This is a genomic window from Variovorax sp. J22G73, assembly GCF_030317035.1.
Lineage (GTDB): Bacteria > Pseudomonadota > Gammaproteobacteria > Burkholderiales > Burkholderiaceae_C > Variovorax.
Genome location: NZ_JASZYK010000005.1, coordinates 127,299 through 152,635, shown reverse-complemented (window position 1 = coordinate 152,635; position 25,337 = coordinate 127,299). Strand labels below are relative to the sequence as shown.

At 69.3% G+C, this 25,337-nt stretch carries 23 protein-coding genes; 11 read left to right on the top strand and 12 right to left on the bottom strand.

The annotated features are described in order from the left end of the window. Positions 1-18 precede the first annotated feature (18 nt). The 3 genes from QTI51_RS20180 (at position 19) to QTI51_RS20170 (ending at position 3,772) form a co-directional block, all read left to right on the top strand. Complete coding sequence (locus QTI51_RS20180; RefSeq protein ID WP_286515325.1) at positions 19-771, top strand: IclR family transcriptional regulator; 753 nt, start codon at positions 19-21, stop codon at positions 769-771. A gap of 70 nt (positions 772-841) precedes the next feature. After that, on the top strand, positions 842-1,705 hold the full coding sequence (locus tag QTI51_RS20175; RefSeq protein WP_286515324.1) for a fumarylacetoacetate hydrolase family protein: 864 nt from the start codon (positions 842-844) through the stop codon (positions 1,703-1,705). Positions 1,706-1,870: 165 nt separating this feature from the next. Continuing rightward, positions 1,871-3,772 (top strand): GspE/PulE family protein, encoded by a 1,902-nt coding sequence (locus tag QTI51_RS20170; protein WP_286515323.1) that lies wholly within the window; start codon positions 1,871-1,873, stop codon positions 3,770-3,772. 16 nt (positions 3,773-3,788) lie between these two features. On the opposite strand, the gene QTI51_RS20165 is transcribed toward QTI51_RS20170, so the two are convergent. The 4 genes from QTI51_RS20165 to QTI51_RS20150 all read right to left on the bottom strand — a co-directional run bounded on the left by QTI51_RS20165 (position 3,789) and on the right by QTI51_RS20150 (position 9,790). Beyond that, positions 3,789-6,287, bottom strand: a complete 2,499-nt coding sequence (locus QTI51_RS20165) for a DUF6351 family protein (RefSeq protein ID WP_286515322.1) — start codon at positions 6,285-6,287, stop codon at positions 3,789-3,791. A 153-nt stretch (positions 6,288-6,440) separates the two neighbouring features. Beyond that, entirely contained in the window at positions 6,441-7,253 is an 813-nt protein-coding gene (locus QTI51_RS20160; protein WP_286515321.1) for a transporter substrate-binding domain-containing protein, read from the bottom strand. 93 nt (positions 7,254-7,346) lie between these two features. Next, positions 7,347-9,062, bottom strand: a complete 1,716-nt coding sequence (locus QTI51_RS20155) for an IlvD/Edd family dehydratase (RefSeq protein WP_286515320.1) — start codon at positions 9,060-9,062, stop codon at positions 7,347-7,349. 41 nt (positions 9,063-9,103) lie between these two features. Beyond that, positions 9,104-9,790, bottom strand: coding sequence for an RraA family protein (locus QTI51_RS20150; RefSeq protein WP_116911175.1), 687 nt, complete (start codon positions 9,788-9,790; stop codon positions 9,104-9,106). A gap of 93 nt (positions 9,791-9,883) precedes the next feature. Between QTI51_RS20150 and QTI51_RS20145 the strand changes: the two genes are divergently transcribed. Beyond that, the gene (locus QTI51_RS20145; protein ID WP_286515317.1) at positions 9,884-10,600 is read left to right on the top strand and encodes a FadR/GntR family transcriptional regulator; all 717 of its coding nucleotides are present in this window, start codon (positions 9,884-9,886) and stop codon (positions 10,598-10,600) included. 58 nt (positions 10,601-10,658) lie between these two features. On the opposite strand, the gene QTI51_RS20140 is transcribed toward QTI51_RS20145, so the two are convergent. Next, entirely contained in the window at positions 10,659-12,338 is a 1,680-nt protein-coding gene (locus QTI51_RS20140; RefSeq protein WP_286515316.1) for a phospholipase D family protein, read from the bottom strand. Between the two features lie 181 nt (positions 12,339-12,519). Between QTI51_RS20140 and QTI51_RS20135 the strand changes: the two genes are divergently transcribed. Together QTI51_RS20135 and QTI51_RS20130 are read left to right on the top strand one after the other, a co-directional pair. Next, positions 12,520-13,029, top strand: a complete 510-nt coding sequence (locus QTI51_RS20135) for a guanylate cyclase (protein WP_286515315.1) — start codon at positions 12,520-12,522, stop codon at positions 13,027-13,029. Continuing rightward, the gene (locus QTI51_RS20130; protein WP_286515314.1) at positions 13,026-14,222 is read left to right on the top strand and encodes an amylo-alpha-1,6-glucosidase; all 1,197 of its coding nucleotides are present in this window, start codon (positions 13,026-13,028) and stop codon (positions 14,220-14,222) included. The genes QTI51_RS20135 and QTI51_RS20130 overlap by 4 nt, the downstream gene beginning before the upstream one ends. 66 nt (positions 14,223-14,288) lie before the next feature. Here QTI51_RS20130 and QTI51_RS20125 read toward each other — a convergent pair whose 3' ends face one another. After that, positions 14,289-15,269 (bottom strand): LysR family transcriptional regulator, encoded by a 981-nt coding sequence (locus QTI51_RS20125; RefSeq protein ID WP_286515312.1) that lies wholly within the window; start codon positions 15,267-15,269, stop codon positions 14,289-14,291. 116 nt (positions 15,270-15,385) lie between these two features. Here QTI51_RS20125 and QTI51_RS20120 point away from each other — a divergent pair, with 116 nt between their 5' ends. Genes QTI51_RS20120 through QTI51_RS20110 form a run of 3 tightly spaced genes read left to right on the top strand, consistent with a single transcriptional unit; the run spans position 15,386 to position 17,413 of the window. Beyond that, positions 15,386-15,943 carry a 4-hydroxylaminobenzoate lyase gene (locus QTI51_RS20120; protein ID WP_286515311.1) on the top strand — a complete coding sequence of 186 codons (558 nt, stop codon included), beginning with the start codon at positions 15,386-15,388 and terminating at the stop codon, positions 15,941-15,943. Between the two features lie 2 nt (positions 15,944-15,945). Next, entirely contained in the window at positions 15,946-16,656 is a 711-nt protein-coding gene (locus QTI51_RS20115; protein WP_286515310.1) for a nitroreductase, read from the top strand. A gap of 13 nt (positions 16,657-16,669) precedes the next feature. Continuing rightward, entirely contained in the window at positions 16,670-17,413 is a 744-nt protein-coding gene (locus tag QTI51_RS20110; RefSeq protein ID WP_286515309.1) for an HD domain-containing protein, read from the top strand. Between the two features lie 9 nt (positions 17,414-17,422). Here the strand turns inward: QTI51_RS20110 and QTI51_RS20105 are convergent, their stop codons facing one another. Further along, positions 17,423-18,652, bottom strand: coding sequence for a GGDEF domain-containing protein (locus QTI51_RS20105; RefSeq protein WP_286515308.1), 1,230 nt, complete (start codon positions 18,650-18,652; stop codon positions 17,423-17,425). Between the two features lie 149 nt (positions 18,653-18,801). Between QTI51_RS20105 and QTI51_RS20100 the strand changes: the two genes are divergently transcribed. Then, on the top strand, positions 18,802-19,230 hold the full coding sequence (locus QTI51_RS20100; protein WP_116911182.1) for a DUF1801 domain-containing protein: 429 nt from the start codon (positions 18,802-18,804) through the stop codon (positions 19,228-19,230). Positions 19,231-19,254: 24 nt separating this feature from the next. On the opposite strand, the gene QTI51_RS20095 is transcribed toward QTI51_RS20100, so the two are convergent. The 5 genes from QTI51_RS20095 to QTI51_RS20075 are packed head-to-tail and all read right to left on the bottom strand — an operon-like array spanning position 19,255 to position 24,422. Further along, positions 19,255-19,680, bottom strand: coding sequence for a hypothetical protein (locus QTI51_RS20095; protein WP_286515305.1), 426 nt, complete (start codon positions 19,678-19,680; stop codon positions 19,255-19,257). An 8-nt stretch (positions 19,681-19,688) separates the two neighbouring features. After that, positions 19,689-21,080 (bottom strand): adenylosuccinate synthetase, encoded by a 1,392-nt coding sequence (locus QTI51_RS20090; protein ID WP_286515304.1) that lies wholly within the window; start codon positions 21,078-21,080, stop codon positions 19,689-19,691. Positions 21,081-21,087: 7 nt separating this feature from the next. Then, positions 21,088-22,068, bottom strand: coding sequence for a VWA domain-containing protein (locus QTI51_RS20085; RefSeq protein ID WP_116911185.1), 981 nt, complete (start codon positions 22,066-22,068; stop codon positions 21,088-21,090). 39 nt (positions 22,069-22,107) lie between these two features. Continuing rightward, positions 22,108-23,097, bottom strand: a complete 990-nt coding sequence (locus QTI51_RS20080; protein ID WP_286515303.1) for a lipopolysaccharide kinase InaA family protein — start codon at positions 23,095-23,097, stop codon at positions 22,108-22,110. Positions 23,098-23,108: 11 nt separating this feature from the next. After that, positions 23,109-24,422 carry a hemolysin family protein gene (locus QTI51_RS20075; protein ID WP_286515302.1) on the bottom strand — a complete coding sequence of 438 codons (1,314 nt, stop codon included), beginning with the start codon at positions 24,420-24,422 and terminating at the stop codon, positions 23,109-23,111. A 23-nt stretch (positions 24,423-24,445) separates the two neighbouring features. On the opposite strand from QTI51_RS20075, the gene QTI51_RS20070 reads away from it, so the two are divergent. Continuing rightward, on the top strand, positions 24,446-25,297 hold the full coding sequence (locus QTI51_RS20070; RefSeq protein WP_286515300.1) for a symmetrical bis(5'-nucleosyl)-tetraphosphatase: 852 nt from the start codon (positions 24,446-24,448) through the stop codon (positions 25,295-25,297). The last annotated feature ends 40 nt before the right edge of the window (positions 25,298-25,337 follow it).

Here is a 25,337-nt window from a genome sequence, read left to right as displayed (position 1 = left end):
CATCCTGGAGGAATTGGCGTGCCGGAAAAATCAATGTCCAGCCTGGGCCGCATGCTGGGCGTTCTCGACCTGTTCGACGACACGCACCTGACACGCACGGCGGACGACATCTCGGCCGCGCTCGAGGTCTCGCTGCCTACCGGCTACCGCTATGTGCGCCTGCTGCTGGAGGCGGGCCTGCTGCAGCGGGTGGAAGACTCGCACTACGCGCTGGGGCCGCGCATCATCCTGCTCGACCACTACATCCGCAAGGCCGACCCGGTACTGCGCGAAGGCATTCCGGTGATGCGCGAGCTGGTGGCCGCCACCGGCTTCGACTGCGTGGCCTCGGGCCTCTTCGGCATGCAGGTGCTGGACACGCACCGCGAGATGGGCGGCGCGCCGGCGGCGCTGGCCTACGGGCGCGGCCGGCCGCGCCCGCTGTTCGAGGGCGGCGCGCCCAAGGTGCTGCTGGCCACCTTCGCGCCGGCGCAGCTGCGCAAGGTTTTCGATGCCCGCCACGACGAGCTCGTGCGCTGCGGGCTGCCCGCCGAATGGAGCGAGTTCCGCCGCCACTACGCGGCGATCCGCAAGGCGGGCCACTACGTGTCGATCGGCGAGCTGGAACCGCAGCTCGCGGCGGTTGCCGCCCCCATCCTGAAGGCCGACGGGGGCGCATGGGGCGCCGTCTCGCTGGTCTTCGACACCGCGCGCCTGTCCATCGTCGATCTCGACAAGATGGTTCAGCTGATCACCGAGGGCGCCTCGCGCATTGGGGGTCGGCTGGCGTAGATTTTTCTCGACCACCCTTCTCCTCCATTTCCTCCTCCCTCTCTTCCTTCACGGACACCAGGCACAGACCATGAAACTCATCAGCTACCAACACAACGGCACCGACAGCTACGGCGCGCTCATCGGCGACCGCATCGTCGACCTGCGCGCGGTCTTCGGCACGCGCGCGGTCGACCTGAAGGCGCTCATCGCCGCGGGCCTGTTGGGCGAAGCGGCCGCCGCGGTGCAGAAGGCCGACGCAACTGCCACGGCCTCCACGCTCGCGCTGGGCGACGTGCAGCTGCTGCCCGTGATTCCCAACCCCGGCAAGATCGTGTGCGTGGGCCTGAACTACGGCGAGCACGTGCGCGAGACCGGCCGCGAGATCACCGAGCAGCCCACGCTCTTCCTGCGCGTGGCCGAGTCGCAGGTGGCGCACGGCGAGCCCATCGTCCTGCCGCCCGAATCGAGCAAGCTCGACTACGAGGGCGAGATCGCCATCGTCATCGGCCAGGGCGGCCGGCGCATCGCCGAGGCCGACGCGTGGAAGCACATTGCCGGCTACGCCTGCTACAACGACGCCACCTTGCGCGACTGGCAAAGCGCCACCCCGCAATGGACCGCGGGCAAGAACTTCTGGCGCACCGGCGGCTTCGGCCCGTGGCTGGTCACGCGCGACGAGATCGCCGACGGCCAGGTCATGACGCTGGTCACGCGCCTGAACGGCCAGGAAATGCAGCGCACCACCACCGACAAGCTGATCCACAGCATTCCGCGGCAGATCGCGCACATCTCGGCCTTCATGCCGTTGGCCCCAGGCGACGTGATCGTCACCGGCACGCCCGGCGGCGTGGGCGCCAAGCGCACGCCGCCCGTGTGGATGAAGGCGGGCGATGTGGTGGAGATCGAGGTCGATGCCATCGGGATCCTGCGCAACGGCATCCGCGCGGAATAGGGATTCGCGCTGCGCGGAGGGAAACGGCCCCTCTTTTCGACTGAGAACTTGCGTACTCCCCGCGTCGCTTCGGTGGCACGTTCGCGTGCCTCGCCCTACGATGCAGCATCGGCGCGCCCTTTTCTGGCGCGCCACGCCCACGCAATCAGGTCAGGAGAAGAGCCCATGTCCCCCATCGAAGTCGTCATGCCGGAACAGCTGCTGCGCGCCATCGAAGCCCAGAGCCGCATGCCGATCGCCCGCATCGGGGAGGCGCTGACCTCCCTGGGCATGGTCAGCCAGGAACAGCTGCGCGCCGGGCTCGCGCAGCAGCAACGCCAACCCAATGTGCCGCTGGGCGAGACGCTGGTGCGCATGGGCATCGTCACCCAGGGCCAGCTGCAGACCGCGCTGGTGCGCAAGATGGGCTATCCGCTGGTGAACCTGCAGGCGTTTCCCGCGGGCGCCGAGGCGCTGCGCAAGGTGAGCCACAGCGTGGCGCGGCGCCTGCAGGTGATGCCGCTCATGCTGCACGAAGGCCGCCTCATCGTGGCCATCGACGACCCCATCAGCCGGCATTCGGCGCTCGACGAGGTGGAGTTCATCGCGCAGGCGAAGGTCATTCCCGTCATCGGCCAGTGCCTGGACCTGGACAGCGTGCTGCACGCGGCCTACGAAAAAATCGGCGATGCCGCCGGCGGCGCGGGCGGCGTGTTTGCCGCCAACCTCGACCCGAGCCGCCCCATCGAGTTCGACATGGCCGGCACCACCGAGCTGCTGCAGACGCTGGAACGCGAAGGCCCCGCCGCCCCCACGGCCGAAGCGCCCATCGAGCAGTCGGACAACTCGCTGGTGCGCATGATCAACAGCATGATCATCGAGGCCCACCGCGAGGGCGCCTCCGACATCCACATCGAGAGCTACCCCGGCCAGGAAAAGACGCGCATCCGCTTTCGGCGCGACGGCCTGCTCTACACCTACCTGGAGCTGCCGCCCAGCTACCGCAACGCCATCGTCGCGCGCGTGAAGATCATGTGCGACCTGGACATCAGCGAAAAGCGCATGCCGCAGGACGGCAAGATCAACTTCGCCAAGTACTCGCCGCAGCACCGCATCGAACTGCGCGTGGCCACCATTCCGACCGCCAACGGGCTCGAAGACGTGGTGATGCGCATACTGGCCTCGGCCAAGCCCATTCCCATGGCGCAGCTGGGCCTGTCGCCGAACAACCTCGCGCAGCTGACGAAGGCGGTCGAGCGGCCCTACGGCATGGTGCTGTGCGTGGGCCCCACGGGCTCGGGCAAGACGACCACCTTGCACTCGGCGCTGATGCAGATCAACACGCCCGAGCGAAAGATCTGGACCGCCGAAGACCCGGTCGAAATCACCCAGACCGGCCTGCGCCAGGTGCAGATCAACCCGCGCATCGACTGGACCTTTGCCAAGGCGCTGCGCGCCTTCGTGCGCGCCGATCCCGACGTGATCATGGTGGGCGAAATTCGCGACGAGGAAACCGCCAAGACCGCCATCGAGGCCTCGCTGACGGGCCACCTGGTGCTGTCGACCCTGCACACCAACAGCGCCCCCGAAACCGTGACCCGCCTGCTGGACATGGGCATGGACCCGTTCAACTTCGCGGACTCGCTGCTCGCCGTGCTGGCCCAGCGGCTGGTGCGCCGCCTGTGCACCCGCTGCACCACGCCCAGCCCCGCGAGCGCGGAAACGGTGGAGGTGCTGCTGGACGACTACATGCACGCCTTTGCCGCCGAAGAAAAAACGCCGGCCCACCGCCACGCCGTGCACGCCGACTGGCTGCGCCGCTACGGCCACGACGGCAAGCTGCACAGCCACGCCAGCACCGGCTGCAAGCACTGCGGCAACACCGGCTTCAAGGGCCGCGTGGGCGTGCACGAGCTGATGGTCATGTCGAAGACGCTGCGCCGCCTGGTGCAGACCGGCGCCCGCGCCGAAGAGCTGCAGCAGGCCGCCTTGCAGGAAGGCATGCGCACCCTGCGCCAGGACGGCATCGAGAAGGTGCTGGCCGGGCACACCAGCATCGAGGAAGTGCGCGCGACCAGCAACGTCTAGCGGCAACTTCCAGCCATCAGGAACTTGCCGGGCGCGCGCCGAGCGGCTTGCCGCCGGCGCCGGCCCTGAAGGTCAGCGGCGCCGCCGTCTCGGCCTGCCCCACCCCCGGCTTGCTCCAGTCGCACACACCCTGCGGGAACGCGGCCTGCAGGCGCGACCACTGGCCGGGCGAGAAGGTCACGGGCGCATAGTCGGCGGCGGCCAGTGGCTTGGCCTGGCACTTCAGGATGTCTTCCGCGAGCGGCCCGCCAGCCACCTGGCGCGGCGAGCCGTGCGGCAGCAGCACCGGGTCGGCGTCGCAGGTTGCGGTGTTCACCACCTTGGTGGAGAACGTGGTGTCGGCCGACAGGTAGCAAAGGTCCGACGCGACAACCGGCTTGGCGGCGGCCACTTGCTGCTGCGTGCGCTCCGCGTTCGTCCAGTCCTTCGGGCTCGACGCCACGAGGCCGGTGAGCCAGGCGTCCATCGCAAGGAACGACTCGACCGCGATGGTGGGCGGCACGCCCGCCGGGCCGAAGCGCCACAGCGCATGGTTCGCGTGCCCGCCCGTCGCCGCATCGATGCGCGCGCGGTGCGAGTAGCTGCGCCAGTACTGGTGAATGCCGAGCTGGCCGATCGGCAGGTTGTAGGTCTCGTCGTAGGCACGCAGGTCGATGGTCGCGACCTTCGCCAGGTTGCCGCCCGGCGACACCAGCCCCGCGCGATACGCGATGGCCAGCGAGTCGGCATCGGCCACGGCGCGCGCGGTGGAGAAGTTGCCGTCGGTGTCGGCGCTGCCGATCTTCTCGTTGAGCGTGACGAACTCCTCGGTCGAGATCGCGCCCGACTTCAGCGCCTTCAGCCCGTACTGGATGCCCACGTTGTCCAGGTTGTTCAGTGCGCGCATGCCGCTGGGCGCCAGGGCGTTGGTGGTGGTGCCGTAGACGCTGGCCGCGCCGTCCGCGATGCCGCAGCGCGGCCCGGTGGGGTTGCTCACGGGGTCGTACACCACCGAGGCCGGCAGCTGGCAGTTGTTGGTCGGCGCGCCGCTCGGCACGATGGCGCCGGTGGCGTTGTCCGCGACCGCGGTCGGCGTGTAGTTGCCGGCTTTCAGCAGGCCGCCGAAGAAGGTCAGCCAGCCGTGGCAGGCGGTGTGGTCGAGGTGCCCGTTGATCGCCGTCTTCTTCGCGTTGACCTGCGCCGGGGTCGCGCCCGCCTGCAAGGCCGTCCATGCCGGCGACTGGTAGAAGTTGACCAGCTGCACGCAGTCCATCACCTCCATGGCGGTCGACTCGGAGTCGGCGAAGTCCACGCCGAGCTGGGTGCCGTCGATCACGCCCGGCAGCAGCGAGGCCACGCTGTTCTGGTTGATGGCGCCGCCCGACTCGCCGTTGCCCATCATGTAGACCACCTCGCCGTAGCTGTCGATGATGTGCTCCTTCATCATCAGCGTGGTCTCGGCGACCAGGTAGCGGTTGCCGTTGAGCGCGGAATCGGTCAGGCTGTTGTCCACCACCATGAAGCCGCGCGACAGCGCCGCGTCGTTGGCCCAGTTCTGGGCCGAGCGGAACTGGCGCCGCGGAAACCCGGTGCCGCTGCCGAACGAATACACGACCTTGCGGTTCCACTGCGGCTGCGGCGCGGTCGCGCTCCAGGCGCCGGCCGTCGGGTCGAACAGCACCGCGATGTCGTAGATGCCGCGGTTGACCGTGCCGCGCTCCACCCGAACGATGTAGGGCACGCTCAGCCCGGTCGACGTGGTGGCGCCCGCGACCGCCGAGGCGGCCGTCTTGCCGGGCAGGTACGGCTGCAGGCACGAGTTGGCCGGCGTGGTCGCCACCGCGCCCGCGGCGGCGGGGCTCGGGTCGGGCAGCACGAACGAGCAGCCGCCGTCGCCCGCCGACACGGTCACCGGCGTGAGCGTGCGATAGAACAGCTTGAACTCGGTCGCGATGTTGCATTGCGCGTCGGTGGCCGCGGTCGAGAGGCCGCTGGCATTCGACGAAGGCGTTGCCCCGGTGCCCACCGTGGACTCGGGCGTGGCGCAGACGAACGGCAGGGCCTGCGTGCTCGACAGCACCGGCCCGCCCTTGGGCGCGTTGACCACCATGAGCGTGGCTTCGCGGCTGAGCCTGGTGCTGGCCTTGAGGGTGTTCGACCCGACGACCAAGCCTGTCGCAAGCCCGGTGATGCGGCCGTCGGCGCGCTTGGCGAAGGCGCCGGTGATGTCGGCGCCGTTCAGCGTCACTTTCAGGCCGGTGGCGTCACCGCCCTCGGGCACCAGTTCGACCAGCACATCGCCGCCGCTGACCAGGTCGGCGCGGGTCGACAGGGTGCGCACGGCCATGCCGCCGTTGGGAGTCGCGGCGCCGTCGCCACCGACACCTCCACCTCCGCCGCCAAGGCCCCCGATGAACCCGCCACCGCCGCCGCCCCCGCCGCAAGCGAGAAGCAACAGGGACAGGCCTGCCGTGGTGCCGGCAAGCAGCGTCTGCCGGGGAATGCGTGCCTTGGGCATGCGCGTCGATGTGTTCATGTGTTGTCTCCAGTCTCTATGGACGAAGACATTCTTGGACTGCGGGGTGCGCGCGGTCCTATCTCGGCAGCGCCATTCGCATGACTTTTCAGACGCGCGAGGGTTTGCCCTCGGGTCGTGGGTCTTTGGTCCTGGGTCCTGGATCTGTCCGGCTCAGGAATTGGGCAACGCCGGAAAGTCGGTGCCCAGCCACTTCTGGTAAAGCTTGTTCAGCTCCCCATTGGCCTTGTTGCGCACGACGAAGTCGTCCACCGCCTTCTTCAGTTCCGCCTGGCCCGGCCGCAGCACGATGCCCATGACCTGCTGGCGCAGCACCATCTTCTGTTCGTAGGTGTCCGCCGGTGCGCGCTTGGCGATCTGGGCGGCCACCGTGGTGGAGCAGCCGATGGCATCGACCTGACCGGAAAGCAGCGCCTGCATGGCGGAGGCGTCGTCGTCGAAACGGCGAATTTCCGTGCCCTCGGCGGCCAGGGCCGTCAGCGCGACGTCCTGCGTGCTGGCGCGTGCCACGCCCAGGCGCTTGCCCTTGAAGTCGGCGGCGGTCTTGATGTCGGCCTTTTTCGCGCCGTAGAGCACCACCGAGGCGGCCGCGTACGGGATCGAGAAATCGACCTGCTTCGCCCGCTCGGGCGTGATGGCCAGCGAGGCCACCAGCACATCGACCTTGTTGGTCAGCAGGAAGGGAATGCGGTTCGGGCCGGTGACGGGCACGATGTTGGCCTTGACGCCCCAGTCCTTGGCCAGCAGCCTGGCCACGTCGGCGTCGTAGCCGTCGGGCTGGTTCCTGGCGTCGGTGGTGCCGTAGGGCGGGAAGTCGACCAGCATGCCGATGGTGATCTCGCCCTTCTTCTTGATGTCGGCCACGGACTGCGCCGAGGCGAAGGGGGCGAACACGGTCAGGGCGGCGCCGAGACCCAAGGTTGCGAGGGCTGCGATTGCGGTGCGGCGGGTGGTGATACGGGTCATTGGATGTGTCTCCTGATTCAAGAAAGAAGCTGACAAGAAAAGAAACGATGCCAGCCGTGGCTGCGGGGTGCGGGGTCGTTGGCCGGTTCGGGCTCAATGGCTCTCACGCGGCACCGCGTGGCCGCGGCACCCCACGAGAAAGTCGAGGTCGGCGCCCTTGTCGGCCTGCAGCGTTCGCTCCACGTGGAGCGACTGGTAGCCGCCCTTCATGGCGGGCTCGGGCGCAGTCCATGCGCTCCTGCGCCGCGCGAGCACCTCGTCGGACACATGCAGGTGCAGCCGACGCGCCGGCACGTCGAGCTCGATCTCGTCGCCGTCCTCCACCAGTGCCAGGGCGCCGCCCACGGCGGCTTCAGGCGCCACGTGCAGCACCACCGTGCCGAAAGCGGTGCCGGACATGCGCGCGTCGGACAGCCGCACCATGTCGCGCACGCCGCGCGCCAGCAGCTTGCGCGGCAGCGCCATGTTGCCCACCTCCGCCATGCCGGGGTAGCCCTTGGGACCGCAGTTGCGCAAGACCATGACGCGGTGTTCGTCGATGTCGAGCGCGGGGTCGTCGACGCGGCGCTTGTAGTCCTCGATGGTGTCGAACACCACGGCACGGCCCCGGTGGCGCATCAGCTCCGGCGAGGCGGCCGACGGCTTGATGATCGCGCCGTCGGGCGCAAGGTTGCCGCGCAGCACGGCAATGCCGCCGTGGGGCGTCAGCGGGTTGCCGACGGGCCGGATCACCTCGCGGTCGAAATTCTCCGCGGGCTCGATGTTCTGGCCAACGGTGTGACCGGTCACGGTGAGCGCGCCAAGGTCCAGCAGGTGCGCCATCTCCTTCATCAGCGCCGGCAGTCCGCCCGCGTAGCAGAAGTCTTCCATCAGGAAGCGGCCGGAGGGCATCAGGTCGAGCAGGGTCGGCATGCCCTGCCCCCAGCGGTCCCAGTCTTCCAGCGTGAGCGGCGTGCCGATGCGCCCGGCAATCGCCAGCAGGTGCACGACCGCGTTGGTCGAGCCGCCGATCGCGCCGTTGACGCGCACCGCGTTGGCGAAGGCCTCGCGCGTCAGGATGCGCGACAACGCCAGGTCTTCATGGACCATCTCGACGATGCGCCTGCCCGTCATGCGGGCCAGGCGCGATCGGCGCGCATCGACCGCCGGATAGGCCGCGTTGCCGGGCAATGCCACGCCCAGTGCCTCGACCATGGAGGCCATGGTCGAGGCGGTGCCCATCGTCATGCAGTGGCCGGGCGAGCGCGACATTGCGCTTTCTGCGGCCATGAAGTCCGCGCGGCTCATCACGCCCGCGCGCACGTCTTCGGAAAAGCGCCAGACGTCGGTGCCCGAGCCGATGTCCCGGCCGCGAAACTTGCCGTTGAGCATGGGCCCGCCGGAGATCACGATGCTGGGCAGGTCGCAGCTCGACGCCCCCATGAGCAGCGAGGGCGTCGTCTTGTCGCAGCCGGCCATCAGCACCACGCCGTCCATGGGGTTGCCGCGGATGGCCTCCTCCACGTCCATGGACGCGAGGTTGCGAAAGAGCATGGCCGTCGGCCGCAGGTTCGACTCGCCGCAGGAGAAGACCGGGAACTCCAGCGGCACGCCCCCTGCGTCGAGCACACCGCGCTTGACATGCTCCACCAGCTCGCGGAAGTGCGCGTTGCACGGCGTGAAGTCCGAAAAGGTGTTGCAGATGCCGATGACCGGGCGACCGTCGAAGGCGTCATCGGGCAGCCCGCTGTTTTTCATCCAGCTGCGGTGGATGAAGGCGTCCTTGTCGTCCCCGGCGAACCAGGCCGAGGAGCGCAGTACTTTCTTCATGGTGGCGCCGGCTTGGCCGTTCTTGTCCTCTTTGTCTTCGTTCACATCACTCCGAACGTCTTGAAAGCCTCGACCGTGCTCATGCCGTTCTGGATGGCCTTGCGCACGCTGCTTTCCGTGGCGGCCTTTTCCAGCGCGAGGCTGATCGCCTCTTTTTCGGCCTCCCGTGGAATGACCAGCACGCCGTCCTGGTCGCCGAAGACGATGTCTCCCGGGCGAACCCGGACCCCCTGGATTTCCACCGGCACGCGGTAGTCGACCACCTTGCCGCGCGGCCCCTGGTCCTGCGAGTAGCCGCCGAGCGAGAACACGGGCAGGCCGAGCTCGAGCACTTCCGTCGTGTCGCGGGAATAGCCGTCAAGCACCGCGCCGGCCGCCTTCAGGTGCATGGCACGCGTGGTCATCAACCCGCCCCACAGCGCGAACTGCGGGGCCGAGCCCGTCGCGACGTACACCTCGTTCGGCGCAAGGTCGTCCAGTGCCTGGAACAACAGGCCGAAGGCCTGCTGGCTCAGCGGGGACTTGCCCTGCGGCTCGGCGCGGGCGAAGCAGTTGGTTTCCAGCACGGGCATGGCGCGGCCCGCCACCACCATCGAGCGTTCGACGGGCTTGATGGCCGCCGGCAGGAACTGGTGCAGGTAGCCCATCGTGTCAAGGATGTCGCCCACCACCGCGGGGAACAGACGCTTGCGCATCAGGCCGAACAGCTCGTCGTCGTCTTTCCACATGGCTTCTTGTCTCCTGCAAAAACCGCGAATTGAACGCGTCGAACAGCGAGCCCGCAACCTGTCCGCCTGTACGATAGGTCTGGGAGACACCACATGACCGCACACCCTTTTGTTCCGGGCCGGCTGGAGCGCAGCTCCCTGGCCGAGCAGGCCGTTCAGAGCCTTCTGCAGTACATACAGGACGCCAAGCCCGGCCCCGGCTCCGCCCTGCCGTCGGAGGCGCGCCTGGGCGAGCTGCTGGGCGTGAGCCGCACCGTCGTGCGCGAGGCGCTGAGGACGCTCAAGGGCATGGGCGTCGTCGAAATCGCCAACGGCAAGAGCCCGACCATTCGCCGGGACCTGGACGCGTCGGCGCTCGGCATCTATTTTTCGCGCGCGCTGCAGGTGCTCGACAACTCGACGGAAGACCTGATGGACGTGCGCGCGAGCCTCGAAGGTCGCGCCACGGCATTGGCCGCGCTCAGGCGCACGCCGGCGCAACTGGCGCGCATGTCCGACCTGGTCGTGCAGATGCAGGCGCAGCTGCGCCATCCGTCGGTCTATGCGTCGCTCGATACCGAGCTGCATGTGGAAATCGCGCGCGCCAGCGGCAACCTGCTGCTGTTCCAGATGATCGGGTCGATCCGGGCGTCGCTCGAATCGCAGTCACGCCAGGGCATGGAACGGCGAAAGACGGACGAGAGCCTGCAGCAGGTCCAGGACGCCCACATGGAACTGGTCGAGCTGATCGGCAACCGCGACGCGGACGGCGCGTCCCGGTGCATGCGCCTGCACATGGAAAGCGCGCTCGAAGTGCTTCAGGCGGGCTGAGCCCCTGATGCAATGACGCACTGACGCACTGACGCGCCGGGCTCGACGCGGCCCGCCGCTACAACTCGTCCACCGGAATGAACGGCGCCATCAGCCGCAGCCTCAGGCGCTGCCACGCGGTGGTCTCCGGCGGTACGTCGTAGGCGGTTTCCTTGCCGTCGTTGTCCTGCTCGACCCATTCGACGCCCTTGCCGCTGGCGTCCAGCCGCAGGCGGTAGGAGCTGCCCGCGTCGGCGAAGCCCTGCAGCTGCTGCGCCATCTCGGGGCTGTCGATGATCAAACCCAGCTCGGTGTTCAGCCGCGCCGAGCGCGGGTCGAGGTTCATCGAGCCGAGGAACACCTGCTTCTGGTCGACGATGCCGTTCTTCATGTGCAGCGCGCCGGTGCGGTGGCCGAAGATGCCGAGCTTGCCGCGCTTCACGCTCAGCGTCGGGCTCAGTTCGTAGATGCCCACGCCGGCCTTCAGCAGCTCGTGGATGTGCGGCCAGTAGCCCACGTACACCCACGGCTCGTCGGTGGAGGCCAGCGAGTTGGTGAGCAGCGTGACGCTCACGCCCTCGGCCTGCGCGCCGGCCAGGCTGGCCACCGATGCGTCGGACGGCACGAAGTACGGCGACACCATCTTGATGCTGCTGCGCGCCGTGCGAAACCAGCGGATCACGCCTTCGGTGACGGTGCCCTTCAGCGAGTTCTCGCGCTCGTTGAGCCCCTCGGTCTTGCTGAGCGGGTCGAACAGCACGCGCGCGTTCGCCCACAGCAGCGGGCTCAGGTCGCGCTCCGCCAGCTCGAAGGGCAGGTTCATCATGGGCACCAGGTCCAGCGGCAGCGAGACGGGTTCGTCGGGCTGCGGGTCGTGGATTTTTCCGTCGGCCGGAATGCGCGGCGCCTGCGGCGGCCTGGCGTCGGCCACCAGGGTGTCGAACTTCTGCAGCAGCTGCGCGGGGGTGAGCGCGGTAGAGGCGATGCGCGCCACGGGGTAGACGACCTCGCTGTTCCAGTAGTGGTCGAACTCGTCCGACAGGTCGCGCACCACGGGGCCGGCCGCGAACACGTCCATGTCGACGAAGTTGCTGCCCGCGGCATTCATCACGTACTCGTCGGCCATGTTGCGCCCGCCGGCCACGGCGGCGGCGTTGTCGGCCACGAAGAGCTTGTTGTGCATGCGCCGGTTGATGCGCGCGAAGTCGAAGCCCGAGCTGACGAAGCGCGTCAGGTCGCTGCCGCGCCCGGCCGGAAACGGGTTGAACAGGCGCACCTGCACGTTCGGGTAGCTGGCAAGGGCCAGCAGCAGGTCGTCCTCACCGGTGGTGTAGAGGTCGTCCACCAGCAGCCGCACGCGCACGCCGCGCTCGGCGGCGTCGCGCAGCGCGCCCATCAGCGCGCGGCCGGTGTTGTCGCCGGCCAGCAGGTAGTACTGCACGTCGAGGCTGCGCGTGGCGAGCCGGGCCAGTTGAATGCGGGTGTCGAAGGAGGTCGGGCCGTAGGGCAGCAGGCGAAAGCCCGAGCGCCCGTCCGGCGGCAGCACCTTCTGCGTGAGCTCGCCCAGCGGGGTGGCCGCGTGGTCGGCGACGGCCTGCGTGGGCAGCTCGGGCACGGGGGGCGGCAGGCTGGCGCAGGCGCTCATCAGCGCGCACAGCACCAGCGCCAGCACGGCCGGCAGCGAGCGGAACAGAGCAGAAAAAGGGAATGAGCCTTGCCCAGGGAAACCGGGCGCGCCTGGCATGCATGCAGTCGTCATTTCTCACTCCCGAATCGGTTGCCGGGCCATCCCGCAGCGGGAGAGTCCGGGCGAGAGTATGGCGCCCTCGACTTCAGGTGAAAATCGACCGCCGCCTCGAAGCATCTCGCCCGAAGGCCCGCGCCATGGCAAGCCCGCCGGCGCAGCGGACCGAAGAGCGCCTTTTTTCGTGAACCGACCCATGCCGACTTCAAATACGCCCGCCGTCCACCCTCCCGAGCGCAGGCTCGACGAAATCGCGGACGAGGTGCTGTCGCTCATCCAGCAGCAGGCGTTCGCGCAGGCGCTGCGCGAGCTCAACGCCAGCGTGCCGCACCGCTACACCGCCATCTTCAAGGTCGTCGGCGACCGGGTGCGCAACGTGCTGCTGTTCGACAAGCGCGGCGAGCCGCTGCCGGCGCCTTTGTCCGACTTTCCCCTTGCGGACAGCTTCTGCCAGTTCGTGCTGCGCGACTCGTTCCTGCACGTGGACGATTCGCTCCAGGAGCCGATGCTGGCGGGCAGCCCCTACCACGGCGTCATCCGCGCGTACCACGCGGTGGCGCTGACCCTGCTGGGCGCCGAAGTGGTGGGCACGCTCGCCCACTTCGACCCCGAGCCCCAAACGCTGGACCCGGCACACTTCGGCCTGCTGGTGCTCGCGTCGCGCACGCTGCCCGAGCTGCTGGTGGCCTCCGAGGCCTGGCAATGAGCGACATCGACGCGACCTCGACCTCGACCTCGCGCGAACTCGTCGATGCCTGCACGCAGGCCTCGCTGGCGCTGCTCGAAGCCAACCTCACGCCGCACGGCATCCTGGCCGCCAGCCGCACCGAGGCAGCCGTGGCGCGGCGCTACACGCGCATCTTCGGGCGCGACGCCGCCATCTGCGTGATGGCCATGTGCGGCAGCGGCGTGCCCGCGCTGGAGCAGGGCGCGGTGGCCAGCCTCGACGCGCTCGCGGCGCAGCAGGCGGCCAACGGTCAGATCCCCAAGTACGTGGACCCTGAAGGCCAGGACGCCGATTTCTGGTACCTGGGCTGCATCGACGCCACGCTGTGGTGGCTGATTGCGGTGGACCACGTGCGCCGCCACGGCAAGGTCGGTGCCACGCACTGGCGCGAAGAGGTTGCGCGCGCCATTCAATGGCTGCTGGCGCAGGAGCACCAGCACTTCAGGCTGCTGCAGCAGAACGAGGCCAGCGACTGGGCCGACATCATGCCGCGCTCGGGCTACGTGCTGTACACCAACGCGCTGTGGTACGACGTGAAGCGGCGCTTTGCGCTCGACCACGCCGAGGCCACGCAGCACCACTTCAACCACCTGTTCAACCCCTTCCAGCGCGACCTGCCCGAGTACCACCGCGCGCGCCTGCTGCGGCACTACGCGCGCCGTGGCCGGCGCGACCCGGGGCTGTACCTGAGCTTTGTCAACCTCGCGGTCGTGGGCGACGAGGGCGACGTGTTCGGCAACGTGCTGGCCGTGCAGGCCGGCCTGGCCGACACCGAGATGGCCCACCGCATCGTGCAGACCGTGGACGCCGCGCGCGCCAGCGAGCCCTACCCCGTGCGCGTGGTGCTGCACCCGCTGTCGCAGCAGCACGAGCTGTGGCGGGCGTACATGGGCAGGCACCAGCAGAACATCGTGCACCAGTACCACAACGGCGGCATCTGGCCGTTCGTCGGCGGGTTCTGGGTGATGGCGCTGGCCAAGCTGGGGCTGCACGCGCAGGCCTGGCCGGAGCTGGTGCGGCTGGCGCAGGCGAACGCGCTGGACGACTGGCGCTTCACCGAGTGGTTCCACGGCCGCACGCTGGCGCCGATGGGCATGGCGGGGCAGAGCTGGAACGCGGCGACGTTCCTGCTGGCGAGGCGGGCGTTGGAGGGGCGGGAGGCGGGGTGGTAACTGACTGGTGACCGGTGACCGGTCGCCGAGCTGTTTGCCGAGCGACGCTCTTGCAACCGGCCCGCGCTACGCCAGCGCCTTCGCGGTCACGCTGGCCGCCTTCGCCACCATCTCGCGCAGCCAGGCGTGCCCCGCGTCATGCGCATGGCGGCTGTGCCAGATCGCCTGCAGGGTCGACGTCCGGGGCTGGTAGGGCAGCGCCCGCCGGACCAGGTCTTCGTTCTTGGCGAGCGCCACCGCCAGCGACGCGGGCACGATCGACAGCATCGAGGTGTCGCGAAGCAGCGCCGGAATGGCGAGCGCGTGCGGCACCGTGAGCCGCGTGCGCGGCGCCTGCGCCACCGCGGCGAGCGCCGCTTCGAGCGCCTGCCGGTCGAACATTTCCGACTGCCGCGCCAGGCCCCGCTCGACGATGAAGCCTTCCACCGCGCCCTCCTCCTGCCCGCCGACGGACAGGGTGACCAGCGGGTACCGGGCCAGGTCGTTCAGCGTGAGCTTGCGGCGGGCAGCGGGGTGGCCCTTTCGCATCAACGCCGCCTCGCCCTGCGAGAACAGGGTCTGCGCGTCGAGCCGGGGCGGCACCTGCGCAAAAATGCCGATGGCGAGGTCGATGCGGCCCAGGTCGATCTGCTCGGCCAGGTCCAGCCGCGTGGACGGACGAACGACCAGGTCGACATGCGGCGCCACCTGCTGCAGCGCGCGCGACAACGGCACGACGATGACCTCGGTCACATGGTCGTTCGCTGCGATGACGAAGCGGCGCGTCGACGTGTCCGCGGAAAACGCCTCCGCGCCAAGAAGCGCCTCGATCTGCCGCAGTGAATCGCGCAGGCCCGGCGCCATCGCGTTGGCCCGGCCGGTCGGCACCATGCCCTTGCCCGTGCGCATGAAGAGCTCGTCGCCCACCAGCTCGCGCAACCTGCGCAGCGCATGGCTCACCGCCGACGGCGTGAGGTTGAGCCGCTTGCCCACCAGCAGCAGGTTGCGGTCCTCGTAGACGGCCTCGAACACCTTCAACAGGTTGAGGTCGATGCGAACGATGCCCATGGCGTCACCTTTTTGCAAACTGAATGCCGTGCATTGTGCGGCTGAAAAACCATCGTTTCCATTCAGTTCGGGTTGCGACCATCATCACGTTCAACCACCCGAAGCAGAACGAGACCATGACGAACCAGACCCTCATTCGAGACATTCGAGACAAGGAAGCGCTCATCGAGCGCTGCATTCCCTTCCTGCAGGAAGTGAAGGACATGACCGCCGGCGCCGCCGTCGAACACTGGTTGAACCAGACGTACGGGCCCGGCAGCGCCCTCTACCAGGCCCTGGCGCGCCTGGCGGTGAAAGGCGTGGAAGACGGCTGGGCGGCGAACGTCGAAGTCGACGGACCGGCGTACCGCCGCAGCCGCATCGCGGAGCCTTCCGAGCGCACGCTGCACTTCAGCATCACCGCCGTCTACATGAACAGCACGGCCAACCGGCAGGGCCACCCCGACCACCGCTTCCGGGGCCAGTACCACGGCCATCCCTATGGCGAATTCAACATGGTGATTCCGCTGGACGCCGGTGCCGCCCTGAACGGACCGAACGGCTGGTGCGCCGGCGGCTGGACCGCCCCACCCCCGGGCAGCCACCACTATCCCGAGGCCAGGGGCGGCGCGGTGATCGCGCTGTTCTTCCTGCCGTCGGGCCGCATCTCGTACGACCACGCGCCGCAGGAGTAGCCATGGCCCCCACGACAAGCGACTGGTCCCCGCAGGACATTGCCAGGTGCGTTTCGTCCGTCATGCGCGCGCGGCGGTCGGTTCGCGCGTTCAAGCCGCAGCCCTTGCCGCGTGAACTCGTGCAAGAAATTCTGGAAGACGCGGCCTGCGCCCCGAGCGGCGCCAACATCCAGCCCTGGCGGGTGCATGTGGTCAACGGCGCGGTGAAAGACGAGCTGGCCAGCGCGCTCGTCGATGCATTCCGTGCCGGAAAGGCGACCGCGCCCACGCACTTCCCTGCGCCGTTGCCGGCGCTGTTCCACACGAGACTGCTCGACTTCGGCGCGCGGTACTACGGGTCGCTGGGCATCGATCGCGACGACGCCACGGCGCGCGCGCGCCAGACCGAGCGGAACTTTTCATTCTTCGGCGCGCCGGTCGGGCTAATCTTCAGCATCGACCGCAGGCTGAAGCCGCACAGCTGGATCGACCTCGGGCTCTTCGCGCAGAGCGTGATGATCGCCGCGAAAGCGCGCGGCCTGGACACCTGCCCGCAGGTGGCCTTCGCGCAGTTGCACGACACGATCGCGGGCCGCCTGCAGATGCCGCCCGAGGAGATCACCGCCTTCGGCATGTCGATGGGCCACGGAGACTCGGCGGCGCCCGTGAACCAGGCCGGCATGCCGCGCGAACGCGCCGACGGCTTCGCGCGGTTTCTCGGCTTTGCACACTGACAAGGAGACCACCATGACGCTCGACCACATCGCAGGCGTGCGCATTCCGGACAGCCGACTCGCGCGCGAAATGACACAGCTCATTCGCGACACCGAGAGCGACCTGCTCTTCCACCATTCGGTGCGGGTCTATTGCTGGGCTGCGTTGACGGGAACGCGAACGGGATTGAAGTTCGACGCGGAACTGCTCTACGCCGCGTCGATGTTCCATGACATCGGCCTCAGCGCGCGCTACGAGAACAGCCAGCTGCGCTTCGAGGTCGACGGCGCGAACGCTGCGCGCGATTTCCTCAAGCGCCACGGCATCGGCGACGCCGACATCGAGACAGTCTGGAACGCGGTGGCGCTGCACACCACGCCCGGCATTCCGCAGTTCATGCGCCCCGAGATCGCGCTGGTGCAGGCGGGCGCCGGCATGGACGTCGCCGGGCGCGGCTACGACCAGTTCACCGATGCGCAGCGCGAGGCGGTCGTCGCGGCCTTTCCGCGGGAATCGGACTTCCAGCACGGGATCATCGACGCCTTCTACCAGGGCATGAAGCACCGCCCGGACAGCACCTTCGGCACGTTCAACGACGACGTTCTGGCGTTCAAGGACCCGCAGTTTCGGCGGGTCGATATCTGCAGCGTCATTCTTGGGTCGAGCTGGAACCGGAGGATCGAGCCGGCAGGCAGCTCGCCTGCCCATGTTCACTCGGCGGGCTGCGGTCACGGTGTCGTGGCCAGCCCTGGCAAGTCCGCGGACGAACAGCCGTAGGCGTGGTCGTCAGGCCGCGGCCCGCACATCGCCCTCAGCCGCCGCGTCTTCCTCCCACACCACCACCCGGTTGCGCCCCTGCCGCTTGGCCTGGTACAGCGCCTGGTCGGCGCGCATGTACAGCAGCTCGGGCGACAGGCTTGCCGCCGTCGCGGTCTTCGCCGCCTGCCGCCCATGGCGCTCCGGCGCCAGCATGGCCACGCCGAGCGACACGGTCAGCTCGAAGACCTCGTTGTCGGCGAGCCGCACCGGCGTGCCGGCCACCGAACGGCACAGGTAGTCGGCCACGCTGAGGGCGCCGGCCAGGTCGGTGTCGGGCAGCAGCACCGCGAACTCCTCGCCGCCGAGTCGGGCGAACACGTCGGCCGAGCGCAGCCGCGCCTGCACGCGCCGGGCGAAGCCCTGCAGCACCAGGTCGCCGCTGCGGTGGCCGTGCAGGTCGTTCACGCGCTTGAAGTGGTCCAGGTCGAGCAGCAGCAGCGCCAGCGGCTCGCCGCTGCGGTGGCTGCGCGCGACCTCGTGCGTGCACAGCGGGTCGAAGCTGCGGCGGTTCAGGCAGCCGGTCAGCGCGTCGTGGCTGGCCAGGAACTCCATGCTCTTGGCGGTGCGCTCCAGGCACGCCAGCACAAACCCCATGCCGCTGCCCAGCAATGCAAGAAAGGCCAGCAGCACGACGATGCCCTGCCCCACGCTCGACTGGAAAAAGCTTTGGTACTGGTCGGGCATCAGCCCGGCCTGCACCGAGCGACCGGCGTGCGCCACGCTCAGCAGCAGCATGGTCCAGCCCACGGCGCGCATGGTGCTCTCGGCATGCCACGCATGGCGAAACACGTGCAGCGCGATGGCGCCCGACAGCAGCATCATCACGCCCGAATAGACCATCGAGCGCGTGCTCACGGGCCACGCCAGCAGCACCGGCGCCGCCACGATGGCCGCGACCACCAGCCCGGTGACCCATTTCGGCGTGGGCTGCTTGCCCACGAACAGGTAGATCGCCTGGTTGAAATACAGCATGCCGCACAGCACCAGCGGGTTGCCGACCAGCGCGGCCACCCACTCGGGCAGCACCAGCCGAGACAACAGGGCCACCATGCCGGCCAGCAAGAAGACGCAGCCCTTGGCCCAGAGCGCCAGCGCGCGGTCGGACTTCAGGCGCCGGCGCACGAGCACCAGCTGCCATGCGAACAACAGATAGCCCAGCCCCAGCGTAAGCATGAGCGTGGGAACGTCGAGTTGCATGGGCGGGTGGCGAGCGGGGGGACTCGCATTTTAGGCAAGCCGTGTGACGCCTCCCGGCGGGCTGCGGCTTGCGACGGTGTGGGCGCGCGCCGTAACATCGCCCGCCGAATCCGCACGGCGGTTTCTGCGGAGCCCAGAAAGACGAGACCATGACGAAGCCCCCCGCGAGCGACGCCCAGCCGGCATCGACGCTCATCACCCAGAAGATCGCCGACCTGGCGGACTGGCGCGGCGCCACGCTCGCGCGCATGCGCAAGCTCATCCAGCAGGCCGACCCCGACGTGGTCGAGGAATGGAAGTGGATGGGCACGCCGGTGTGGTCACACGACGGCATCCTGTGCACCGGCGAAACCTACAAGAGCGTCGTGAAGCTGACCTTTGCCAAGGGCGCGTCGCTGAAAGACCCGGCGGGCCTCTTCAACGCGAGCCTCGAGGGCAACATGCGCCGCGCGATCGACATCGCGGAAGGCGTGGAAATCGACGCGACGGCCTTCAAGGCGCTGATACGCGAGGCCATCGCGCACAACAGCGCGGGCAAGTCAGCCGCTGCGAAAAAGAAGGCGAAGCCGAAGGCTTGAAGACGCCCTGCCCCCGCGGCAGGTTCAAAGGCCGGCCCACACCTGCACCAGCCCCACCAGGTGCACCACGCCGAACCCGAGGCAGTTCAGCGAGCTCCATACCCAGAAGGCGCTCAGCCGCTCGCGGGCAAAGAAGAAGAGCGCCAACGCCGCCAGCCCCCGCACCAGGTACACGCCGGTGATCGCGGGCAGCACGATGCTCAGCAGCGGCAAGGGCTGCAGCACGCCGGCGCCCGAGAGCGCGTAAGCCGCCCAGACGCCGAGCACGCTCGCAATCAGCAGCGTGACGATGGGCGGATACAGGTGCCCGGCCGCGGCGCCCGAGGCCATGCGCTCCCCCGCGCCGAAGAAGCGGTACCACGCGGGCCCGCCGAACACGATGCAGACGTGCAGCAGCGCCGCGATGGCGCTGAGCGCGGCGCCGACGATCAAGGGAAGGTTCCAGTTCACGAAGTCTTTCATCGACTCGGCGACAGGCCGAGGGGTTGCAGCGCGCGCACCGTGTCGCGCGTCGGGCCGAAGGCACCGTAACGCACCGGCAGGCCGCTGAGCGCTTCGACGCGCTCGATCCATTCCCGCGGTGTCGCGATGGTGCCGGGTTCGTACAGCGGTTGTGCGGCGTGCAACTGCTGCGTCAACGCGTGTTGATGCGCAAGATCGGGCGCAGGGCAAAGCGGCAAGGAGTCGATGCGCGAACCGTCTGCACCGTGATAGCCAGCGCACCACCGAAAGCCCCCGCCTTCGACGGCGTCCAGGTGGCTGGCGACCAGCCCGTCGAGCGGGCCCACGGCTTCGAGCGCGTAGCGCAGCAGCACCGCATCGGGGTGCCCGCGCCGGAACACGCCCTGCCAGCCTTCGTCCGCGTTGTGCGGCTCGGGCAAGCGGGCATCGAGCGCGCGGTCGTGCGTGGGCAAGGGGCCCGCGCCATGCCGCGTGAGGTAGCTGCGCAGCACGCCCAGGTGACGCACGCCGGCACCGTTGCCGACGTCGATGTCGATGCCCACGTCGCGCAACCCGGCCTCGACCGCGGCGGTCGAAATGGTGCTCCAGGTGGTGTGCGGATGAAAGCCGCGCCACTCGTCGAGCAGCACGCCCTGCGCGCCCTCGAACACCACGGTGCCGGGGCGCGCAAGGCGCTCGGCGATGCGGTCCGGGCTGGCGGGCGGCGACTGCGACAGGCACGGCGCCACGGCGGCTAGCCAGCGCCGGGCGAGCGAGTCGTCCTGCAGCATGGCGCGTTCCTGCGCGGCATCGGCATGCGAAGGCGCCGTGGCCGCGAACTCGCGCAAGAGCGTGGTGCGCTGCGCCTCCAGCTTGTCGAGCGCGCGGGCGGGGAGTGTCAAGTCGCCGTAGTGCAGCGCCTCGTCGGGCGCAGCGAGCGCATGCCGCACGGTCTCGCCCACGCCCACGCCGCAGCTGCCATGCGCGCCCTGACCGCGCGCCCATTCGCGCAGCCGGCCAGCGGCCTGATGGAACGGCGTGGTCACGCGGCAGCGTGCGTCGATCAGCAAACGAGAGAAGGCATCGCGCACGCCGGCCTGGCGCAGCGCCGCTTCTTCGACGCGCAGCGCGGTGGGGTGCACCACCACCGGGCTCGCCAGCACGGTGCCCACGCCCGCGTGGAAGCTGCCGGCGCCGAACTGCGAGAACGTGTGGTGCCGCCGACCGGGTCCACCTGCTCGATCGTCCACCACCACGTTGTGCCCCGCCTGCGCGCCGCCGTTGAAGCGCACCACGGTGTGGGCTTGCAGCGCGCCGCACAGGTGGTCGGTGAACAGCCCCTTGCCGCAGTCCCCGAAGCCCAGCCCCAGCAGCGAGACGTAGCGCGTGGCGGGTGCGGCGGCGCTCACCGGGTCATCAGCCGAACAGCCGCTTCCACCACGACGAGCGCGGGTTGGCGGCGGCCGTGGCCACGGCCGGCGGCGCGCGGCGCGATGCGCCCGGGTCGAGCAGCGCGGCGTACGCGTCCAGCGCGTGCAGCACACCGCCCACGCGCTCCTTGGCCATGCCGGTGCCGCTCATCACGCCGGCCAGCGCCTCGAGGCTGGGCACGGCCTTTTCAGTGAGAGCGACGATGCCGGCCGCCACGGCGCAGGCGTCGTCGGGCGAGTCCATGCAGATCACGTGGTCGCCCAGCAGCTCGCGCCAGCGGCCTTCGCAGCGGCGGCGGCGTTGCGCGTCGGGAATCAGGAAGAAAAGGTTCGTGGTCTCGGCCGCGGCGGCGATCACCTCTTCGATGGGAATGTCCTCGTCGAGCTTCTCGCCGATGAGGCCTTCGATCTGGTGGCGCGACACGGCGGGGTACGGCAGCTCGTCGCCGGTGACGAACAGGTAGCCGCGCTTCTTGCGCTTGACCCAGCAGTCCATGTCGGTGTGCTGCGCCATGACGTAGAAGGCCAGCTCGTAGCTTTCTTCGCCGCTGCCACCACCGCCGCCTTCGAGGTAGCTCCAGGTGAGCCACTGGTCCATGAGGTTGGCGGTCGACTCGAACTGGCCCACCTGCAGCGGCGCGCTGTCGGAGGTGGCGTCGCCGATGGCCATGAACATGAGCTGCGGGTCGGGCACGCCGCAGTCGGTCAGCAGCTTCATGAAGTTGGGCAGCTCGCGGCGCGCCAGGGTCTGCGGAATGTCGCCCATGGAGCCGGTGACGTCGAGCGCGAACACGATGCCCAGCGAGTTCGGGTGGTCGGCGTTGTCGCGCGACTCGCGCACCTTGAGCCCCTGCGGGTTCATCAGCGCATGCGTGTTGCGCTGGGTGAAGACCTCGGAACCGGGCTTGGCGGCGCGGTCGGCAATCAGCGCCGTGTGAGCGGCGTGCGAATAGTTTCCGTATCCCATGAAAGACCTCCTTTGGTGGCTCTGCTGTAGCTCTGTTGTTCAGGCGCCGGCGCGCGGCGCGGGATCGAAGGGCACGAACCTCGACGGCCCGAAGGCCTCGGTCGACGCGGCGGAAAGCGCCTGCTCGATGCCCTGCGCGCCCAGGCGCTGGCATGCGGCGGCGTCTTCGCTGCACTGGCGCAGCAAGGCGGCCAATGGCGCGGGCGTGCGGCTGCCCACCCCGGGCTCACCGGCCCCGCCGCCGTCGAGCACGGCGCGCACGGTCCATGCGGCCTGCATCAGGTCGCGCACCACGGCGCCCGTGTGCGCAGCGCCGGTGGCGTGCTGCGCGCGCGACCAGCCGATGAGTAGCACGCCGTGGTCGCGCGGGTGCACCAGCGCATGCGCGGGCGACAGGTCGCGGTGCGTCCAGCCGGCGCCATGCACAAAGGCCAGCACCTCGAGCATGCGGCGCCACAGCCACACGGCGTGGCGCGGGTCGATGCCCTGCGGGTTGGCTTGCTGCACGTCTTGCAGGCTGCCCCAGAAGCCGGTCGGGTGGCGCAGCACCAAGGCCTGGCGGGCACCGTCGCCCAAGCCCTCGGCCACGCCCGTACCCACACCAGTACCAATAGGTTGCGGCAGCCGCCGCGTGAAATAGGCGGCGCCCGCCACCGAAAGCTCTTGCAGCGACTTCAGCACGGCGGCTTCGCGCAGCAGCACCTTGTCGGCGGCGGTGTCGCGCGCCAGCTTCAGCGTGACGCGTTCGGGCAAGGCGCCCAGCCGTTCGGCCAGCAGCACCTCGCTGTGCTCGCCGGTGGCCAGCGGCGCCAGCACGCGGTAGCGGGCACCGCGCCAGGTCAGGATGCGCCCACCCGGCACGTCCGCATTGGCGCGGCGCAGCGCGGCGCGAAAGCTCTCGCGCTCCACGGTTTGCGTGCCGCGCACGATGGTGGCGCCGCAGTAGCTGCAGTTGACGGTGCGCCAGCGGGCGGCACGCGGCAACGGCGCGGAGCATTGGGGGCAGTTGAGTGCGAGCAGCGACAGCATCGGCCCGCGCCCTAGTCTTCGCGGGCCAGCGAGGCCGGGTCGGGTGAGGCCAGCACGCGGTCGATGCGGCGGCCTTCGAGCTCGACGATCTCGAAGCTCCAGCCGGCGCAGTCGATCTGCTCGCCCACTTCGGGCAGGTGGCCCGACACCGACATCAGCAGGCCGGCCACGGTGTTGTAGCGCCCGCGCTCTTCCTCGGGCAGCTCGCGAATGCCCAGGCGCGCGCGCAGCTCCGACACGGGCATGAGCCCGTCGAGCTCCCACACGCCGTCGGGCCGCTCGCGGGCCCAGGCGTCGGTCTGCATGCCGGGCTGCAGCTCGCCGGTGATGGCCTCGAGCAGGTCGCGCGGGGTCATCAGGCCCTGCACCACGCCGTACTCGTCGACCACGAACACCAGGCGGCCCGCGCGCTCGCGGAACTGCTCGAGCAGCTCCATGCCGGTAAGGGTCTCGGGTACGAACACGGCGGGCGTCGCCTCCCTGCCGAGCGCGCCGGCGTGGGCGGAGCCCAGGCGCAGCAGGTGGGCCACGCTGATCACGCCGACCACGTCGTCCAGCGAGTTGCGGCACACCGGGTACCACGAATGCACCAGGTTGAGCGCGGCCGCGTCGGCCACCTTCTGCAGCGCCTGCTGCACGGTGAAGGAGGCGTCGAGCCACTCGATGTCGGCGCGCGGGATCATCAGCGACGACAGGCGCCTGTCATCAAGGTGAAACACATTGCGCACCATCTGGTGCTCGTGGTGCTCGATGACGCCGGCGTCCACGCCTTCTTCGAGGCTGGCCGAGATTTCTTCCTCGGTCACGTGGCGCGCCGCGTTGGCGTCGATGCGCAGCAGCTTCAGCATGGTGGCCGTGGCGCCCGCCAGCAGCCACACGAAGGGCTTGGCGCCCTTGGCCAGCCCGCGCATGGGGCGCGACACCCAGCGCGCCACCGGCTCGGGGTAGAGCTGGCCGATGCGCTTGGGCACCAGCTCGCCGAAGATGATGGTGAAAAAGGTGATGCAGGTCACCACGCAGGCGGTGGACACGATGCTGGCCGTGCCCGCGCCCATGCCCACGGATTCCATCCACACGGCCAGCGGCGCCGCGAAGGCCGCCTCGCCGACGATGCCGCTGAGCATGCCGATGGAGGTGATGCCGATCTGCACCGTCGAAAGAAACTGCGTGGGCGACTCCATCAGCTTCAGCGCGGCCACCGCGCCGAGGTCTCCCGTTTCGGCCAAAGCCGCGAGACGTGCGCGCCGGCTGGTGGAAAGGGCCATTTCGGACATTGCGAACAACGCGTTGAGCGTGGTCAGCAAGGCCAGGAGGAAGACATCCATGAACTGAGGGAGAGAATGAGGGAATGGCACTTTACTTGATTGGCGACCTGCAAGGCTGCGACGCCCCCCTCGGCCGGCTGCTGCAAAAGATCGATTTCTCCCCCAGCCGCGACACCATCGTGCTGCTCGGCGACCTGGTGAACCGGGGCCCCGATTCGCTCGCGGTGCTGCGCCGCGTGCAGGGCTACGGCGCCGCCGCGCAGAGCCTGCTGGGCAACCACGACCTGCACCTGCTGGGCGTGGCGCACGGCGCGCGCAAGCCCGGCCGCAAGGACACGCTGGCCGAACTGCTGGCCGCGCCCGACAGCGAGGCGCTGCTCGACTGGGTGCGCCAGCAGCACATGGCGCTGCACATGCGCATCGGCACCGGCGACCTGCTGATGGTGCATGCGGGCGTGCTGCCGCAGTGGAGCGTGGGCGACACGCTGGTGCTGGCGTCGGAGGTCGAATCGGTACTGCGCGGGCCGGCGCTGGGCGAGTTCCTGATGACGATGTACGGCAACGAGCCCGCGCAGTGGAGCGACGCGCTCACCGGCAGCGCGCGGCTGCGCGCCATCGTCAACGCACTGACGCGGCTGCGCTTCTGCTCGGCCGAGGGCGTGATGGAGTTCGAGGCCAAAGACAGCGCCGCCACCGCGCCCGAAGGCTTCATGCCCTGGTTCGACGTGCCCGGCCGCAAGACGGCCAAGGCCACGGTCGCCTTCGGCCACTGGTCGACACTGGGCTGGCTCTCGCGGCCCGACCTGCTCTCCACCGACACCGGCTGCGTGTGGGGCGGCTGCCTGAGCGCGGTGCGCATCGGCGCGACGCTGGAGGAGCGGGAGCTGATCCAGGTCGAGTGCGAGCAGTCGCAGAAGCCGGGCAAGGCTGGCTGAAGCGGGACGCCGGGCGCGGCCGGCTGAGCCCGGGCCAGCG

Bases quoted from the DNA above. Each gene is read 5' to 3' on its own strand.
- QTI51_RS20175 (WP_286515324.1), top strand. From the start codon at position 842: ATGAAACTCATCAGCTACCAACACAACGGCACCGACAGCTACGGCGCG.
- QTI51_RS20170 (WP_286515323.1), top strand. From the start codon at position 1,871: ATGTCCCCCATCGAAGTCGTCATGCCGGAACAGCTGCTGCGCGCCATC.
- QTI51_RS20165 (WP_286515322.1), bottom strand. From the start codon at position 6,287: ATGAACACATCGACGCGCATGCCCAAGGCACGCATTCCCCGGCAGACG.
- QTI51_RS20160 (WP_286515321.1), bottom strand. From the start codon at position 7,253: ATGACCCGTATCACCACCCGCCGCACCGCAATCGCAGCCCTCGCAACC.
- QTI51_RS20155 (WP_286515320.1), bottom strand. From the start codon at position 9,062: ATGAAGAAAGTACTGCGCTCCTCGGCCTGGTTCGCCGGGGACGACAAG.
- QTI51_RS20150 (WP_116911175.1), bottom strand. From the start codon at position 9,790: ATGTGGAAAGACGACGACGAGCTGTTCGGCCTGATGCGCAAGCGTCTG.
- QTI51_RS20145 (WP_286515317.1), top strand. From the start codon at position 9,884: ATGACCGCACACCCTTTTGTTCCGGGCCGGCTGGAGCGCAGCTCCCTG.
- QTI51_RS20140 (WP_286515316.1), bottom strand. From the start codon at position 12,338: ATGACGACTGCATGCATGCCAGGCGCGCCCGGTTTCCCTGGGCAAGGC.
- QTI51_RS20135 (WP_286515315.1), top strand. From the start codon at position 12,520: ATGCCGACTTCAAATACGCCCGCCGTCCACCCTCCCGAGCGCAGGCTC.
- QTI51_RS20130 (WP_286515314.1), top strand. From the start codon at position 13,026: ATGAGCGACATCGACGCGACCTCGACCTCGACCTCGCGCGAACTCGTC.
- QTI51_RS20125 (WP_286515312.1), bottom strand. From the start codon at position 15,269: ATGGGCATCGTTCGCATCGACCTCAACCTGTTGAAGGTGTTCGAGGCC.
- QTI51_RS20120 (WP_286515311.1), top strand. From the start codon at position 15,386: ATGACGAACCAGACCCTCATTCGAGACATTCGAGACAAGGAAGCGCTC.
- QTI51_RS20115 (WP_286515310.1), top strand. From the start codon at position 15,946: ATGGCCCCCACGACAAGCGACTGGTCCCCGCAGGACATTGCCAGGTGC.
- QTI51_RS20110 (WP_286515309.1), top strand. From the start codon at position 16,670: ATGACGCTCGACCACATCGCAGGCGTGCGCATTCCGGACAGCCGACTC.
- QTI51_RS20105 (WP_286515308.1), bottom strand. From the start codon at position 18,652: ATGCAACTCGACGTTCCCACGCTCATGCTTACGCTGGGGCTGGGCTAT.
- QTI51_RS20100 (WP_116911182.1), top strand. From the start codon at position 18,802: ATGACGAAGCCCCCCGCGAGCGACGCCCAGCCGGCATCGACGCTCATC.
- QTI51_RS20085 (WP_116911185.1), bottom strand. From the start codon at position 22,068: ATGGGATACGGAAACTATTCGCACGCCGCTCACACGGCGCTGATTGCC.
- QTI51_RS20080 (WP_286515303.1), bottom strand. From the start codon at position 23,097: ATGCTGTCGCTGCTCGCACTCAACTGCCCCCAATGCTCCGCGCCGTTG.
- QTI51_RS20075 (WP_286515302.1), bottom strand. From the start codon at position 24,422: ATGGATGTCTTCCTCCTGGCCTTGCTGACCACGCTCAACGCGTTGTTC.
- QTI51_RS20070 (WP_286515300.1), top strand. From the start codon at position 24,446: ATGGCACTTTACTTGATTGGCGACCTGCAAGGCTGCGACGCCCCCCTC.